General features: G+C 45.8%; 12 protein-coding genes. 11 read left to right on the forward strand and 1 reads right to left on the reverse strand.

Translation table 11 applies throughout. The features are described from left to right. From HDC92_RS07615 to HDC92_RS07665, 11 genes are all read left to right on the forward strand, one after another. On the forward strand, positions 1 to 2,607 hold the full coding sequence (locus HDC92_RS07615) for a glycosyl hydrolase family 95 catalytic domain-containing protein (protein ID WP_183873495.1): 2,607 nt from the start codon (positions 1 to 3) through the stop codon (positions 2,605 to 2,607). 14 nt (positions 2,608 to 2,621) lie between these two features. Then, a complete protein-coding gene (locus HDC92_RS07620; RefSeq protein WP_183873497.1) occupies positions 2,622 to 4,769 on the forward strand; it encodes a TIM-barrel domain-containing protein in 2,148 nt (715 codons plus the stop codon). Positions 4,770 to 4,777: 8 nt separating this feature from the next. After that, positions 4,778 to 5,965, forward strand: a complete 1,188-nt coding sequence (locus HDC92_RS07625) for an alginate lyase family protein (protein WP_183873499.1) — start codon at positions 4,778 to 4,780, stop codon at positions 5,963 to 5,965. A gap of 23 nt (positions 5,966 to 5,988) precedes the next feature. Continuing rightward, positions 5,989 to 7,872 carry an alpha-L-fucosidase gene (locus HDC92_RS07630; protein WP_183873500.1) on the forward strand — a complete coding sequence of 628 codons (1,884 nt, stop codon included), beginning with the start codon at positions 5,989 to 5,991 and terminating at the stop codon, positions 7,870 to 7,872. Between the two features lie 58 nt (positions 7,873 to 7,930). Continuing rightward, positions 7,931 to 9,082 (forward strand): glycoside hydrolase family 88 protein, encoded by a 1,152-nt coding sequence (locus HDC92_RS07635; RefSeq protein WP_183873651.1) that lies wholly within the window; start codon positions 7,931 to 7,933, stop codon positions 9,080 to 9,082. A gap of 97 nt (positions 9,083 to 9,179) precedes the next feature. Beyond that, positions 9,180 to 10,619 carry an alpha-L-fucosidase gene (locus HDC92_RS07640; RefSeq protein WP_183873502.1) on the forward strand — a complete coding sequence of 480 codons (1,440 nt, stop codon included), beginning with the start codon at positions 9,180 to 9,182 and terminating at the stop codon, positions 10,617 to 10,619. 186 nt (positions 10,620 to 10,805) lie between these two features. Next, a complete protein-coding gene (locus HDC92_RS07645; RefSeq protein WP_255484479.1) occupies positions 10,806 to 12,326 on the forward strand; it encodes a DUF4955 domain-containing protein in 1,521 nt (506 codons plus the stop codon). Positions 12,327 to 12,453: 127 nt separating this feature from the next. Continuing rightward, a complete protein-coding gene (locus HDC92_RS07650) occupies positions 12,454 to 13,017 on the forward strand; it encodes an RNA polymerase sigma factor (RefSeq protein WP_183873504.1) in 564 nt (187 codons plus the stop codon). Further along, positions 12,998 to 13,153, forward strand: a complete 156-nt coding sequence (locus HDC92_RS07655) for a hypothetical protein (RefSeq protein ID WP_183873506.1) — start codon at positions 12,998 to 13,000, stop codon at positions 13,151 to 13,153. The genes HDC92_RS07650 and HDC92_RS07655 overlap by 20 nt, the downstream gene beginning before the upstream one ends. A gap of 79 nt (positions 13,154 to 13,232) precedes the next feature. Beyond that, positions 13,233 to 13,913 carry an ATP-dependent Clp protease proteolytic subunit gene (locus tag HDC92_RS07660; RefSeq protein ID WP_255484480.1) on the forward strand — a complete coding sequence of 227 codons (681 nt, stop codon included), beginning with the start codon at positions 13,233 to 13,235 and terminating at the stop codon, positions 13,911 to 13,913. Between the two features lie 83 nt (positions 13,914 to 13,996). After that, positions 13,997 to 15,031, forward strand: a complete 1,035-nt coding sequence (locus HDC92_RS07665) for an Atu2307/SP_0267 family LLM class monooxygenase (protein WP_183873508.1) — start codon at positions 13,997 to 13,999, stop codon at positions 15,029 to 15,031. Here HDC92_RS07665 and HDC92_RS07670 read toward each other — a convergent pair. Beyond that, entirely contained in the window at positions 15,024 to 16,550 is a 1,527-nt protein-coding gene (locus HDC92_RS07670; RefSeq protein WP_183873510.1) for a hypothetical protein, read from the reverse strand. The genes HDC92_RS07665 and HDC92_RS07670 overlap by 8 nt on opposite strands. Positions 16,551 to 16,574: the final 24 nt, after the last annotated feature.

Raw genomic sequence — 16,574 nt, forward strand, 5'->3', positions numbered from 1 at the left:
ATGAGAAGATACAGTATATTGCCTGTTCTGGCCATCTTTTGCATATCATCGGATGCCATAGCGCAGGAGCAAAAGGGAACAGCATTAAAATTATGGTATACCCAGCCGGCAAAGGTTTGGGAAGAAGCCCTTCCGCTGGGAAATGGCAAAACCGGGGCCATGGTTTTTGGAAGGGTAAATAAAGAACGTTTCCAGCTAAACGACAATACCTTATGGTCGGGAAGCCCCGAAGCCGGGAATAACCCTAAAGGACCTGCCAACCTGCCCCTGGTAAGACAGGCAGTTTTTGAAGGAGATTATGCCCGGGCGGCGGCGCTCTGGAAAAAGAATTTGCAGGGGCCTTACTCGGCACGTTATTTAACCATGGCCGATCTTTTTCTGGATTTTAACCTGAAGGATTCTATACCTACCGCTTATCACCGTGAACTGGACATTGACAATGCCATAAGTACAGTGACCTATACCGTTGGGGGCATTACCTATAAAAGGGAAAGCCTGATCAGTTATCCGGATAAGGCCGTGGTGATCCGCATCACGACAGATCAAAAAAATGCGCTTAATTTTAGCACCAGCATAAGCAGTAAACTGAAATATACAGCAAGGGCTGTTGGGCCGGATTTGCTGGTGTTGAAAGGCAAAGCGCCTAAACACGTGGCACACCGGGCTACCGAAGCGGCACAGGTTGTGTATGATGATAAGGAAGGGATGACCTTTGAGGTGGATGTGCGGATTAAGGCAGAAGGGGGTACAACAACAGCAAAAGGAACGGAGATCCTGGTAAGCAAAGCCAATGCGGTAACCATTTATTTAAGTGGGGCCACCAGTTTTAACGGCTACAATAAATCGCCCGGGCTGGAGGGTAAAAATCCGGCAACTGAAGCTGCAGGTATCCTGAAAAAAGTTTATCCTAAGCCATACAGTACAATTAAAACTGCGCATGTTGCAGATTATAAGGCTTTGTTTGACCGGGTTTCATTTAGTTTGGGCAGCAATGCAGAACTGGAGGGGCTGCCAACCAATGTAAGGTTATCCAGGCAGGGGGCCATGGGAAACGACCAGGGCCTGCAGGTTTTGTATTACCAGTTTGGCCGTTACCTGATGATCGCCAGTTCCAGACCGGGATCGCAGGCTACCAATTTACAGGGGATCTGGAACGATCATGTACAGCCACCCTGGGGGAGCAATTATACCGTAAATGCAAATACCCAGATGAATTACTGGCTTGCAGAACAGACCAATTTGTCGGAACTGCACCAGCCATTGTTTGATTTTATAGGCCGTATGGCTGTGAACGGGGCTAAAACTGCGAAAATTAATTATGACATCAGACAGGGCTGGGTGGTACACCACAATACCGATATCTGGGCCAAGAGTTCTCCAACAGGGGGCTACGACTGGGACCCTAAAGGCGCGCCACGCTGGTCGGCCTGGCCTATGGGCGGGGCCTGGCTAACTACACACCTGTATGATCATTACCTGTTTACGGGCGACAAACAGTTTCTGAAAGAAAAGGGCTATCCTTTGATGAAAGGTGCTGCTGAGTTTATGCTGAAATGGCTGGTTAAAGATGATAAAACTGAGTATCTGGTCACCAATCCGTCTACCTCTCCGGAAAATATATTTAAAATTGAGGGCAAGGAGTATGAAGTAAGTAAAGCCACAACCATGGATATGGGCATCATTAAGGAGCTGTTTACAGATTGTATCGCAGCCTCAAAAATATTGGATATGGATGCTGATTTCCGGGTTGAGCTGGAAAAAGCCAAAGCAAAACTCTATCCGTTTAATATAGGCCGTTACGGACAATTACAGGAATGGTTCAATGATGTGGATGATCCTAAGGACAGCCACAGGCATTTATCGCATTTATTTGCCCTTTATCCGGGTAACCAGATCACGGTATACCATACACCTGAACTGGCTGCTGCGGCAAAACAATCGCTGCTGCACCGTGGCGACCTGAGCACCGGATGGTCTATGGCCTGGAAAATTAACTGGTGGGCCAGGTTACAGGATGGGAACCATGCTTTAAAGATATTGAAAGCAGGTTTAACGTTGATTGACCCGGCCAAAACAACAGAACCACAAAAAGGGCCCAGTGCCAGCATGGCACAGCTTACAAATGTGCAGATGAGTGGGGGCGGAACTTATCCGAACCTTTTTGATGCCCATCCGCCTTTCCAGATTGATGGTAACTTTGGGGCCACTGCGGGCATGACTGAAATGTTATTGCAAAGCAATACCGATGAACTGAGTTTACTGCCTGCTTTGCCGGATGACTGGGAAAAAGGAAGTATCAAAGGCATCAAAGCCCGTGGTAATTTCAGGGTAGACATAAGCTGGGCCGAGGGCAAACTGAGCAAGGCGCTGATCTATTCAGGAAGCGGTGGAAACTGCAGGCTCAGGACCACTGTGCCGGTAAAGGTAAGTGCTGTGGTTGCCAGACCGGCAAAGGGGCCAAACCCAAACCTGCTGAATGTATTGCCCGAAAAACCTGAATACCATAAAAGTGAAAATGCCAAGCTGCAGGTACTGGACCTGAAAAAGAGCTATGTGATTGATTTTGAAACAGAAAAAGGAAAAACTTATACCATAAACGTACTATAATATTTATACCTGCTATGAACAGAATTTTAAAATGTATTGCCTGTCTGACCCTTTTGCTGTTTTGCACGCGCCTTTCGGCCCAGGAGATTAAATGGGAACTGGTTGCACCTGGTGTTTGGAAGGGCAGCGTTGGCAAGCCTGAAAGTTATAACCTGCTGGTTGCAGCCGGGGCAAAACCTGCTGTTGAAGGACTTAAAGCTGCGGGGGATGCTGAATTTCCTTTGTCAAAAGATGAGATTGTGGCTAAATTGACGGATGGAAAAACCTATTTGAGGTTTCCTTTAGACAAAAAGGAACAGCTGTATGGCTTTGGCCTTAATTTTCAGACGGTACACCAGCGTGGCAAGATCCTGCAGTTGCATGTAGACCATTACGGGGGTAAGGACAATGGCCGTACCCATGCACCGACCCCTTTTTATGTATCGTCAAACGGTTATGGGGTGTTCATCAATTCGGCCCGCTATTTAAATATTTATGCAGGATCGGCCGTAAAGCGTGACGGAAAAAATGTACCCGAGGCCAAAGACCGCAATACGGATAAAAGCTGGTCCTCGCGCCCTTATTCTGATGGCGTGGAAGTACTTGTACCGGCCGAAGGGGTAGAGTTTTATGTATTTGCAGGCCCCAAACCACTTGATGCGGTACGCCGGTACAACCTGTTAAACGGTGGGGGCGTATTGCCACCACGCTGGGGCCTGGGTTTTACACAGCGTGTGAAAACCTTATATACTGCTGCTGATGTGGAAGCTGAAGTGAAGGCATTTGAGGACAAAGGTTTCCCCCTGGACTTTATTGGCCTGGAACCAGGTTGGCAGAGCAAGGCTTATCCCTGTACTTTTGAATGGGACAAGGGCCGTTACCCGGAACCGGCCAAATTTGTAAACAGCCTGCTGAACAAAGGGATCAGGGTAAACCTGTGGACAAACCCTTACGTTTCGCCGCAGGCCTCTATTTACAACAGCATTAAGCCATTTACCGGAGATCATACCGTTTGGCTGGGTGCTGTTCCTGACCTGACCATGCCACAGGCCCGGGACATTCTTTTTGGCCAGCTGAAAAAGAGCCAGGTCGACATTGGTGTAAGTGGCTATAAATTTGATGAGGTAGACGGTTATGACCATTATTTATGGCCTGATGTAACTTTATTCCCTTCAGGACATAGTGCGGAGCAGATGCGTCAGACTTATGGTTTGCTGATCCAGAAATACAGTGCAGACCTGTACCATGCGCGTAACCAGCGTACCTATGGGTTGGTGCGGGCATCTAATGGTGGTGGTGCTGCATTGCCTTACGTGATCTATAACGACTATTATAACCATGAGGACTTTATTACCGCATTGATCAACAGTGGCTTTGCCGGAGTGTTGTGGACCCCGGAGGCCCGTGCCTCCAAATCAGAAGAGGAATGGCTGCGCAGGATGCAATCTGTCGTCTTTTCGCCTATGGCCATGATCAATGCCTGGAGCACAGGCACCAAACCATGGTCGTACCCCAACGTTGAAAAGCAGGTAAAAGACATTGCCCTGCTGCGCATGCAGATGATGCCTTACTGGTACAGTGAGTTTGCCAAATATCATTTTGAGGGCACCCCGCCTTTCAGGGCCATGAACCTGGAAGAAGGTTTCCAGACAGAAGTTAAAAAAGAAATGAAGACCACCAACCTGGAAGAAAATCCTTATGCTGAAGCAGTAAGTAAGGAAGTGAAAGACCAGTATATGGCGGGCGAATACTTACTGGTAGCCCCTATGTTTACCGGAAAGGCTACCCGTACGGTGATCCTGCCCAAAGGTAAATGGTTTGATTTTTACACCGGGGAATATGCAGGCGACGGGGAAGTGATTACGGTGACACCGGGGCTTGACAAAATTCCTGTTTATGTAAAGGACGGTGGAATTATCCCTATGGGGCCGGCATTGATGCATGCACCTAAACCTTCGGACAAGCTGGACCTGGAGATCAGGTATTATGGCAGCAAACCGGGCAAATACATGTTGTATGATGACGATGGGGAGACCTTTGATTATGAAAAAGGGGCCTATAGCTTCAGGACGATCAACGTAGTTAAAGCAGCAAACGGCAAACTGAAGGCAAGTATATCTGCTGCCGAAAAAGGTAAGCCTAATACCCTGAACAAAGTGACCTTCAGGGCCATGACCAAATAAATAAAGCCATGAAAGGATTTCTTTTAATAATGTTTACAGTAGCGGGCATGATTGGGCAACCATCATGTGCTGCTGTAAAGGCTGGGCCAGACGTTTCGCTTGTGGCAGATAAAGAAGTGGGCAGGACTTTAAAAGCACTGATCCTGAAAAATGCCGCATGGGCAATGAAGCAGGAGCCTGTAACAGTAACTGCAGAAAGCTCGTCCCGGAGTGCCGGTGGAAAGCATGATTTTTATTCGGAAGGAGATTACTGGTGGCCGGATCCACAAAATCCGGACGGCCCTTATATCCAGAAGGATGGCATGACCAATCCGCAGAATTTTGTTGCCCACCGCCTGGCGATGATCCGTTTCAGCAAGATCATCGGGGCTTTGGCTTCCGCTTATAAGCTGACCGGTGAAGAAAAGTATGCGAAGCAGGCCATGCGGCATTTGCAGGCCTGGTTTATCAATGAAGCAACAAAGATGAACCCCAACCTGTTGTTTGCCCAGGCCATCAAAGGCCGGTTTACCGGTAGGGGTATAGGTATTATAGATACAATTCAGCTGATGGAAGTGGCCCAGGGTGCCATTGTGATGGAAAAGGTGCTGGATGCGGGTGTACTGGCCGGAACGAGAAAATGGTTTGCAGCCTACCTGGAATGGCTGATGACGCATCAGTATGGCAAAGATGAAATGAATGCAACAAACAATCATGGTACCTGTTTTACCATGCAGGTGGCTTCATTTGCTAAGCTTTGCCAGGATACGAAGCTGATGGACTTTTGCCGGGACCGGTATAAAAACGTTTTGCTGCCTAACCAGATGGCAGCAGATGGCAGTTTTCCGAGAGAACTGGGCCGTACAAAACCATATGGTTATTCGATTTTTAACCTGGATGCGATGACTACCCTTTGCCAGATCTTATCTGTTAAAGCGGATAACCTCTGGACCTACAAAACTAAGGATGGAAAATCAATAGATAAAGGCATTGATTACCTGTACCCATTTGTAGCCGATAAAAGCAAATGGCCTTTAAAGCCTGATGTGATGTATTGGGAAAACTGGCCAGTGGCACAGCCTTTCCTGGTATTTGGGGCAAATGCTTACCAAAGAGCAAATTGGCTAAATACCTGGAAGAAACTGGACCACGATCCAAAAGTAGAAGAAGTGATCAGGAATTTGCCGGTGAGGAACCCATTGATCTGGCTGGATTAAATTTAAAATTATATTGAAAAGAGATGATGTTCCGTAACAGTTATGATAAACCGGCAGTTTTATTTTGGGCCTTGCTGATGACAGGTATGACAGCATTTGGCCAGGTTGCCGGTGATGAAGACAAAGAGATGTTTAACCGTGCGCAGCAGCGCGACCAGAAAGCCATAGATGAGGCCAGAAAGGGCTGGTGGAAAGCCTTTATGCAAACCCATGATGAGCGCATACAATGGTGGCGTGAGGCCAGGTTTGGGATGTTTATACACTGGGGAATTTATTCAGTGCCTGCTGGAGAATGGAAAGGAAAGATCGTAAAGGGGTATTCTGAACATTTAATGCGCAAAGAAAAGATCACAAGGGCAGATTATTTAGATCTTGCCCATGTATTCAATCCTGAAAAGTTTAATGCGGATGAATGGATCTCGAATGCGAAAAAAGCAGGGATGCGTTATTTTATCATCACGGCCAAGCACCATGATGGTTTTGCCATGTATGATTCAAAGGTGTCTGATTTTAATGTAGTTAAACAAACTCCATTTAAGCGCGACCCGATGGCTGAGCTGGCTGCTGCGGCAAAAAAGCAGGGGATGAAGTTTGGGTTTTACTATTCACATGCGTTCGACTGGGAGCATCCTGATGCGCCGGGGAACGACTGGGAGTATAACAATCCGGGTGGGGATAAATTGTTAGGTGGTGCCAACTGGTTTGACAGTCACCCTGAATGGTTGCCCAAAGCCCAAAAGTATGTCGATGAAAAAGCGATACCACAGATCAAAGAACTGATCCATAAATATCATCCTGATATTTTATGGTTTGATACCCCGCATAAACTTCCGCTTTCGGAAAACATCAGGATACTGAAAGCCATCAGGGAAACCGATCCGGATATTGTAGTGAACGGCCGTTTGGTAAGGAGTGCTACCGGGAACTTTGGCGATTATGTGAATACGGGTGACCGGCCGGCCGAACTGATAACCGTTGAAGGTGATGCAGAAGCCATTCCTACTACCAATGAATCTTATGGTTATTCAAAACACGACAACAGTCATAAACCGGCCAGCTTTTTTATACAGCTTTTGGCCAATTCTGCTTCAAGGGGGGCTAATTTACTGATGAACATAGGGCCAAAAGGTGATGGTAGTTTCGATACCAGGGATACCAGGATACTGGACAGCATAGGTGGCTGGCTGGACCAGAACGGAGCATCCATTTATGGCAGCCAGCGCGGACAGCTGCCTATCCCGGCCTGGGGGGTAACTACGCAAAAAGGAACGCAGATTTTTTTGCATGTATTTAACTGGCCCGGAGATGGTAATTTAGAGCTTGGTGGTTTAAAAACTGAGGTTACAGCTGCATATCTGCTAAGCGATAAGACAAAAAAGAAATTGCCGGTGAAACGGCTGGATGCTTTGACCCTGAACATTGGCGTACCCGAAAAATCTCCGGGCAGTCCGGATGTGGTTATTGTACTGGAAACAAAAGGTAAAATTGAAACGGATCCGGCCAGGTTAATTGCAGCCAATGTTAAGTTAAACAGGTTGCTGGCATTTGATGCAAAGATACATGGGAAGATGGGTTTTGGTGACGGTAAAACCGATAAATATTATGTAACCGGCTGGAAAAATAAAGCCGATTACCTGTCATGGGACTTAAGGGCGTTAAAACCTGCAAAATATAAGGTGGTGGTTAAATATATTGCTGAAGAAGGAGATTCCTCTTATGAGGTTAAAATTGGTAGTTTCAGCAGGCAGCAAACGGTAATGGCTGCGAAGAACGGAGCTGTACAGACCCAGGAAATTGGCATTGCCGACATTGCTCCGGGTACACATGAGCTAACTGTAAAACCTATAACCATTAAGGGTGCTGAACTGATAAAATTGCTGGAGATCCAGCTGATACCAATAAAATAGAATGCGAATAAAAATAGAGAATATGAAGAGATTATGCACTTTGACGATAGCTGCGACAATGCTTTTTGCCGTTCCGGCTTTTGCACAAAAGGTTGATGTAAAAAAAGCATTTAAACAGGCGGATGCACAGACGATGCTTATGCTGAAGGAAATTGAAAAGGCTAAAGCTACAACTAAAAACGATCAGGTTTCGCCGAGAACCCTGGAGAAGGGTAATTTAAAACTGGTAGCCTCGCGCGACTGGACCAGTGGCTTTTTTCCGGGTGAACTTTGGTTTTTGTATGAATATACAGGTAAGCAAACCTGGAAGGACCAGGCCAGGGCTTTTACGGCAGCTATAGAGCAGGAACAGTTTAATGGCAAAACGCATGATATGGGCTTTAAGGTATATTGCAGTGTAGGCACGGGGTACCGTTTAACAAAAGATGAACACTACAAAACGGTGATCATACAGTCGGCCAAAACCCTTGCAACCCGTTTTAACCCTAAAACAGGCGTGATCCGCTCATGGGACCACAGTACAGATAAATGGGTAAACCCGGTGATCATTGACAATATGATGAACCTGGAACTGCTTTTTGAAGCCACGAGGCTGACTGGTGATTCTTCATTCTATAAAATTGCAGTGAGCCATGCCAATACAACGATGAAGAACCATTTTCGTACCGACTACAGTTCTTATCATGTAATCGATTATGATCCGAATACAGGTGCGGTACTGAAAAAGAATACCCATCAGGGCTATAGCCATGAATCGGCCTGGGCCAGGGGCCAGGCATGGGCCTTATATGGTTATACCATGTGCTATCGTTATACAAAAGACCCTGCCCATCTGAAACAGGCAGAGGGTGTTGCCGCTTTTATCCTTAACCACCCCAATATGCCTGCAGATCTGGTGCCTTACTGGGATTTTAATGCACCTGAAATTCCTAAAGAGCCACGTGACGCTTCTGCTGCAGCGGTAATTGCTTCTGGTTTATATGAACTGAGTGGTTACAGTACGCGTAAAAATCTTTACCTGCAAAAGGCGGATAAGATGCTGAACAGCCTGAGTACAAAATATATTTCACCTGCTGGCGAAAACAAAGGTTTTATCCTTGTACAAAGTACGGGATCCAAACCATCTGACAGCGAGGTAAATGTGCCGCTTTCTTATGCAGATTATTATTACCTGGAAGCTTTGTTGCGGTACAAAGCAATAAAAAGATAGTTATTATTGTTTAATGATGAGCCAATTGTGCTGAATATTGGCCTGTAGTTATTCTCTATTTTAGAGGATAATAGAAACCAAATTATAGAACCGAATCATGTATAAACGAAAAGTACTTTTAGCAGTAATGACCATCTTAGTATTGGGGCAGTCTGTTTACAGTCAGAAAACATTAACCAAGGATGAACGGATGGCCTGGTGGCGTGAGGCCAAGTTCGGGATGTTTATCCACTGGGGGATATATGCCCAGTTTGCAGGCGTGTATAAAGGGCACGAGCAGCTGCGGGGTGGGGCAGAATGGATCATGAACAGGTCTAAGATCCCTGTTGCCGAATATCAGGAAATGGCCAAAAGCTTTAATCCGGTAAAATACGATCCTGATGCCTGGGTAAGGATGGCAAAAGATGCAGGAATGAAATACCTGATCATTACGGCCAAACACCATGATGGCTTTGCCTTATTTAATTCCAAGGCCAGCAAATGGGACGTTACAGATGCTACAGCTTATGGCAAAGATTTGCTGAAGCCTTTGGCAGCTGCCTGTAAAAAGTATGGCATTAAACTGGGTTTTTATTATTCGCAGGCACAGGACTGGAACAATCCGGGTGGATCGGCCGCAAGAAAGGAAATGAGGGAAGGCTGGTTAAATCCGGATTCTGCTAAAATAGATGCCTATACTGCTGCGAATAAAGGACATTGGGACCCGGCTCAAATGACACGTACTTTTGACCAGTACATTGATGAGGTGTCTGTACCGCAGGTGAAGGAGCTGATGACCAATTATGGCGATATTGCTGTGCTTTGGTGGGATACCCCAACGAATATGACCGATGAAGCAGCGCTGAAACTGCAGGCTGCCTTAAAAACCCAGCCACACATCATTACCAATGACCGTTTAAAACGCCCTAATTTTCCGGGTGATACCAAAACTCCGGAACAAAAAATACCTACCCAGGCAGAACTGGATGGGATGGACTGGGAAACCTGCATGACGATGAATGGTACCTGGGGTTTCAGAACTTCAGACCACAAATGGAAATCTACAGAAACGCTGATACGCAACCTTTGTGATATTGCCTCAAAAGGAGGGAACTATTTACTGAATGTTGGCCCTAAACCGGACGGAACATTTCCGCAGGAAAGCACTGACCGCCTGGCAGCGATAGGTAAATGGATGAAAGTGAACAGCGAGTCTATTTATGGCACTAAATCGAGCCCGCTTGCAGCCTTGGACTGGGGCCGTTGCACCAGAAAGGAAACGGCTAAAGGTACAACCCTTTATTTCTCGGTATTCAACTGGCCTTCAGATGGTCAGCTGCTTATTCCTGGTGTAAAGAATAAAGTGCTATCGGCTACTTTACTGGCTACCAAGGTTAAATTGAACACAGATAACAAAGCGGGTGAGCTGATCATTAAAGTACCTGGACAAGCACCGGATGCGGTTGCAAGTGTGATTAAAGTTGAATTTGAAGGTGTTGTAGCGCATCAGACAGATACAAAGCCCAAAAAGGAAATGAAGACAGGGGCTTTAGATTGAAAATTGACCATTCTCTTCGAAGGCTGGAACAAGTTGCGCTGAAGAAGCGCAAATTATTCCTAGGCCTTCTCTGAGAAGGTAAATTTTCTTTTAGCAGGATGGTTAAGGTGAGCGTACTGAAGGAAGTTAGTTGCTTTTAGCAGGGGGTGGATGGGACATGATATATAGATATTTAATTGAATTGAAATGAGATGTATGATTGGGCCGGTTCTTGGCTGCTGTTTGTTTTTTTCGGTAGCTGCGCAGGCACAAAAGGTAGCGCCTTTATGGGAAGATTTTGTAAAGGCAAAAAAATCAGGGGGTACGCCAGTGCTTCCTGATTTTTCTTATGCAGGGTATGGATTTTCTGAGATCCCTCTTCCTTCGGTTGAGGGAAAGAAAATTTTTAAGGTTGATGATTATGGGGCTAAGCCTGATGATGACCAGTTTGACGATATGGCCATACAGAAAGCAATTGATGCTGCGGAAGCAAATCCAGGGGCTGGCGTTGTGTTCTTTTCGCCAGGTAAATACCTGATTGCACCGGATGAGGATGCCAAAAAGCAGATCCGGATCTCTAAAAGTGGTATTGTGTTAAAGGGGAGTGGCAGTAAGACCGGGGGTACAGAGATCTATCAGGCCAATATGCGGATCAATGGCAGGCAGTTTTTGTTTAAACCCGATGATTTGGGGACTGAAAAGCTGGCTGTTATAGTTCAGGATGCCGGCCGTGAAACGTTTGCTGTTGTAGTAAAAGATGCCTCAAAGCTTAAAGTGGGACAGGATGTAGTGATCCGTCACAGAAGTGAGGAGTTTACAAGGCTCTATTTTGCGCCACTTGAACTGAAGCCACAATGGACAAGGTTATTTGGTGACAATGGCGGGATGCAGATTTATGAGATTCATACGATAACCGGCATTTCAGGCAATAAGGTCAGTTTTAAAAATCCCATACACCTCGACATCAGGATGGTTAAATCGGCCAGCTGGACTATTGAATCTTATAACCATATAGATCAATGTGGGGTAGAGGACATCTTGTTTACGAGCAACTGGAAAAACTATCCTGAAGAATTCATCCACCATAAGAATGCCATCCATGATTATGCCTATGAGGCTGTCGGAATGGAATACCTGAAAAACAGCTGGGTAAGAAATTGTGAATTCCATGACTGGAATGAAGGGGTTTTTATCAGATCGGGATATCAGATTACCATCGAGAATACGCATTTCAGGGGTAAAAAGGGCCATGCTTCTGTACACGCACGCACGGGATATGGGGTGCTGGTGAAACACTGTAGTTTTAATGGGGCACAACACCACGGTGCAGGAACCGGATATAGTGCTGTAGGTACGGTGATTACCCAATCTTCATTGGGTACAGATCAGAATTTTGATATTCATTCAGGTCAGCCTTTTGCCACACTTTATGATGATATTGATGGAGGTGTTTTTTATAATTTGGGAGGACCGGAGCCCGGACACCCGCATCATGGCAGGGAGCTGGTACTTTGGAACTTTTACCATAAATCTGATAAGGAACAGCACTATAATTTCTGGGACATGAGCAGGCGCAGAAATTATACAATTGCTGCACCTATAATTGTCGGCTTCCGTTCTGATAAAACTGTTACTTTTGAAAATGCAGGGCTGGTAGAGATGAAGGGTGAGCAGGTATTGCCGAAATCACTGTTTGAGGCGCAGCTTGGGTTAAGAATGACAAAATAACTGTCCGGCTATTTTTGTCAGGTGCTGCGTCGATTGTAGACTTCATTTTAAAAGCTGCACAAAAATAATTGCCTTTTTTTGGTGATATTTGGTTAAAAATGCACACATACTATTAAACATAGTAATTATGGATGCGAAATCAAATACAGATGTTACAGGCAACGACCGGGAAGCATGGCTGACGGCATTGTATAAAAAGGCCTTTCCGCTGGTAGCAGGTCACATCAGCAAAATGGGCGGTTCACTGGAGGAAGCCCGTGACATTTTCCAGGATGCACTGATCATCTATTACGAAAAATCTACGGCTTCAGTACTGACATTGAAGCATAGCGATGAAGCCTATCTTTTTGGAATTGCCCGTTACCTTTGGAACAAACGGTATAAAGAAAGTTCGGGGCAATTGTCTATAGATCAGTTGAATGCAGATTTTGATGAACAGGCTGGTCTCACCGATACTGTTGAAGGGGAAATATCTACTTCCCGTTTGTTTAAGCTCCTGCAGACAGCTGGTGAGAAATGTATGCAGCTGCTCAGTGCTTTTTATTATGAGAAACTCAGTATGGAGCAGCTTGCGGGAAGGTTTGGCTTTTCGGGGCCGAGGTCTGCCACCGCCCAGAAGTTCAAATGCCTGGAAAAAGTAAAGGAAACGGTAAAAGAAAAATCAATACGCTATGAAGACATCTTTGAATGAACAGGTGCTGACCCTGGTTAGAACCTATGGCAGGGAACAATTGCGTAACGAAATAAGGCAGGTGCACCAAAAGCTATTTACAGCTGCAGAACACCTTTCTTTCCGGCAAAAAATCCTGCGCCTCTTCAGCAAATAAGCCATATTAATAGCATCATTTGTTAATGTCCCCTAAAAGGGCAGAGGCATGGTTATGTCCAATTTAATCTAAGATCAATATGAACACCAACGAATTTCGCCACTATGCGGTAAAGCACCACCGCATCAACAGCTTGTATGTAGACAAATACATCAGCAGGACTTCGGCTATGGCCGGGCCTGTGGCCATGACACCTTATATCACCGAAGAAAGACAACTTAACGTTGCCCAGATGGATGTATTCTCCCGTTTAATGATGGACCGCATCATTTTTCTTGGTGAGGCAGTTGACGAAAGAAATGCCAATGTCATCCAGGCACAGCTGCTCTTTCTGCAATCGGCGGATGCGGAAAAAGACATTCAGCTTTATGTCAATTCTCCCGGCGGATCCGTTTATGCCGGACTGGGGATTTACGATACGATGCAGTTTATTGCTCCTGATGTAGCTACCATTTGTACAGGTATTGCGCTCTCTATGGGATCGGTATTGCTATGTGCAGGCGCAGCAGGAAAACGTTCGGCCCTGCAGCATGCCCGCGTAATGATCCATCAGACTTCTGGTGGTACGCAGGGAACAGCTATCGATATGGACATCTCTGTCAGGCAGGTATTGCAGGTGCAAAAAGAACTTTATCAGATCATCGCCAAACATAGCGGACAGCCTTATGAGCGGATCAATGAAGCCGCGAGCCGGGACTACTGGATGACCTCGGCAGAAGCAAAGGAGTTCGGGATGGTTGATGAGATCTTGTCGAAATAAACCATTTTCCTGACATTACTTATCCTATGTCAATACTTATATTTACCAGGCTTGGTAATTTTGTGTATTAAAAATAAGAAATTATGGAACTAGGTATAGGTATGTTTGGCGATTTGTCAATTGATCCGCAAACTGGGAAACCCAGATCTGCTCAGCTAAAACTGCAGGAAATTTTGGAGCAGATCAAACTGGCGGATGATATAGGTTTGGATGTCTTTGGTTTGGGCGAACATCATCGTCCCGATTATGCGGTTTCTTCTCCCGAAATTGTGCTGGCCGCGGCTGCAAGCATTACCAAAAACATAAAACTGACCAGTACAGTTACGGTATTGAGCTCAGCTGAACCTGTAAAGGTGTATCAGGACTTTTCAACAATTGACCTGATCTCGAACGGACGTGCCGAAATTGGTGTAGGAAGGGGAAGCTTTATTGAATCTTTTCCGCTGTTTGGTTATGACCTGAAAAACTATGACCAGCTGTTTGAGGAGAAGTTGGATTTGCTGCTCAACATCAATAACAATGAGGTAGTAAACTGGAAAGGCGAGCTTCGTGCCCCGTTGATCAATCAGATGGTATTGCCAAGGGCCAGCAATAACGGACAGTTGCCTATCTGGATTGCTGTTGGCGGGACACCACAATCTGTATTGCGCGCCGCGGTATTGGGCCTGCCCCTGATCGTTGCGATCATAGGGGGGATGCCCAAACAGTTTCAGCCCCTGATTGAATATTATAAAGAGCAGTATGTAAAACACGGGCATGATATCAATAAAATGCAGGTTGGGATACATTCGCATTCATTTGTTGCAGATAATGAGGCGAATGCAGATGGTTATTACCAGAACTATGCTGCACAGATGGACAGGGTGGGTGCAAGCAGGGGCTGGCCACCTTATACCAAAATGCAATATGATGGCGGACGTTCAAAGGAAGGCGCCCTATTTATCGGCGAAGCTGCAGCGGTAACTGATAAAATCCTTTATATGCATGAAATGTTTGGGATTACCAGATTTATCGGGCATATGGATGTTGGTGATCCCTCACATCAGGAAATGATGAGGTCTATTGAATTGTTTGGTGCCAAAGTAGCACCAGCGGTAAGAAAAGCACTGACTAAATAGGCGCTTTAACCCCTCTGGCCTTCAGCTGAGCTTCATATAATGATGCTGGCTGAAGGTCTGTTTTGTACTGACCTTCCCACTCTCCATCAGGTTTATCCCCCAGACGTCCTTTTACTTTCAGTCCCTGCACACCTATGGCGTAATTTTTACCAGATACCCATGGGTTTTGTATGGCTGCAGCTTTTACCTTGCAGTTCCAGATCACCTGGGTTACGCCGGCCCAGCCATGGCCACTGCCCCAGTTGCCCCTGTCCTGTACATTGATCTCTCCATCTGTATCAATGTTATCGTAAAGGGTGCCGCTCGACCAGCGGTGGTGCGGACCAATATCGGCATGTGTATTTCTGGATTTGGAACGGTAGAAAACATTGGGCCCACAGGTTTTAGCTCCTGTAACATAATCGTGCCTTCCCTCGGTGGTTTCCAGGTCTATAAACAGGTTTTGCTGACCGTTGTTGTTAAAGGAATATCGTCTGCTCCCCGTGATGATGGATTTGGCATCAAAGCATCTGGATTTTTTTACGGTGATGTTTTTTGCCCCGCTGTTTAAACTTACACAACCAAAGCCAAAAAAGCGGGAAGTGACGTTGCTTATCCAGCCATTTTCGATATGGTCAAAATCGACTGCAACCCAGCCGTGATCTTCATCCGTATCGCCGGCATATTCAGATTCAAACAAAATATTTTCTATACCCACTTCTTTTATCCGGCCATTGTAATCGTATTTAAAAACTTCTCCGCCACCATATTGCTGGTCCAGTGCCATTACTATGGGATTATCGATAGAGATCTTATTTCCGTTTACGGCGGTTATTTCCCGTTCATAACTCAGGTTGTATTCATTGGCTTTCCACTGTCTGGTACCATCTCTTTCAACAATCTGATCCATTTTCAGGTCATGGATCCAGTTGTCCGTTCCCGGTCTGTATACAATGATCCTGTCGCCGGCCTTAAATTCTTTTGCAGAACTGACCTGGAATGATTTTGCACCTGCCGGTACATAAGCATCGGTAATTTTTACCCTGTTACCGCTTTCTGTGATCCTGCCTTTCCCGCTAACTTTTAAGAGCGAGCGCGAACCTTTGCCCGCTGCAATGAGCCTTGTGCCCTGAGCGTTGTTGCCTTCGCCCATTAACACAATGCCGTCTGTATGAATATTGACCGTCCCGGCAATGCTGTAATCCCCTTTTTTCAACAATATGGCCCCCCTGAAGCCGTCCTTTCCAACGGGAAATGCTGAGACCTCGTTAATTGCAGACTGGATTGCAGTACCTGCGTCCCCTTTTACCGGCTCAACCGTTTTTACGATTTTAACCCGGGGGAGATCTTTTTCGCCATGATGGTAACCTACCAGGCTAAAATCAGGAATAGTATTTCCTTTTTCGTCAGGGAAATAGGTGATGCTCGCATCTTTATTCAGCTGGAGAAATTTAGAAGACCAGGCCTTTTCTTTTACAAAAGAGAGCATTGGACCACAAATCAGGAGGATAGACAGTGCAAAGATTGATTTGATTTTCATGAGATGAATATGCTTTAACGGGCT

Source organism: Pedobacter sp. AK017, from assembly GCF_014200825.1.
Classification (GTDB): domain Bacteria; phylum Bacteroidota; class Bacteroidia; order Sphingobacteriales; family Sphingobacteriaceae; genus Pedobacter; species Pedobacter heparinus.

Coding starts and splice junctions, on each gene's coding strand:
- HDC92_RS07615 (WP_183873495.1), top strand. CDS start 1: ATGAGAAGATACAGTATATTGCCTGTTCTGGCCATCTTTTGCATATCA.
- HDC92_RS07620 (WP_183873497.1), top strand. CDS start 2,622: ATGAACAGAATTTTAAAATGTATTGCCTGTCTGACCCTTTTGCTGTTT.
- HDC92_RS07625 (WP_183873499.1), top strand. CDS start 4,778: ATGAAAGGATTTCTTTTAATAATGTTTACAGTAGCGGGCATGATTGGG.
- HDC92_RS07630 (WP_183873500.1), top strand. CDS start 5,989: ATGATGTTCCGTAACAGTTATGATAAACCGGCAGTTTTATTTTGGGCC.
- HDC92_RS07635 (WP_183873651.1), top strand. CDS start 7,931: ATGCTTTTTGCCGTTCCGGCTTTTGCACAAAAGGTTGATGTAAAAAAA.
- HDC92_RS07640 (WP_183873502.1), top strand. CDS start 9,180: ATGTATAAACGAAAAGTACTTTTAGCAGTAATGACCATCTTAGTATTG.
- HDC92_RS07645 (WP_255484479.1), top strand. CDS start 10,806: ATGAGATGTATGATTGGGCCGGTTCTTGGCTGCTGTTTGTTTTTTTCG.
- HDC92_RS07650 (WP_183873504.1), top strand. CDS start 12,454: ATGGATGCGAAATCAAATACAGATGTTACAGGCAACGACCGGGAAGCA.
- HDC92_RS07655 (WP_183873506.1), top strand. CDS start 12,998: ATGAAGACATCTTTGAATGAACAGGTGCTGACCCTGGTTAGAACCTAT.
- HDC92_RS07660 (WP_255484480.1), top strand. CDS start 13,233: ATGAACACCAACGAATTTCGCCACTATGCGGTAAAGCACCACCGCATC.
- HDC92_RS07665 (WP_183873508.1), top strand. CDS start 13,997: ATGGAACTAGGTATAGGTATGTTTGGCGATTTGTCAATTGATCCGCAA.
- HDC92_RS07670 (WP_183873510.1), bottom strand. CDS start 16,550: ATGAAAATCAAATCAATCTTTGCACTGTCTATCCTCCTGATTTGTGGT.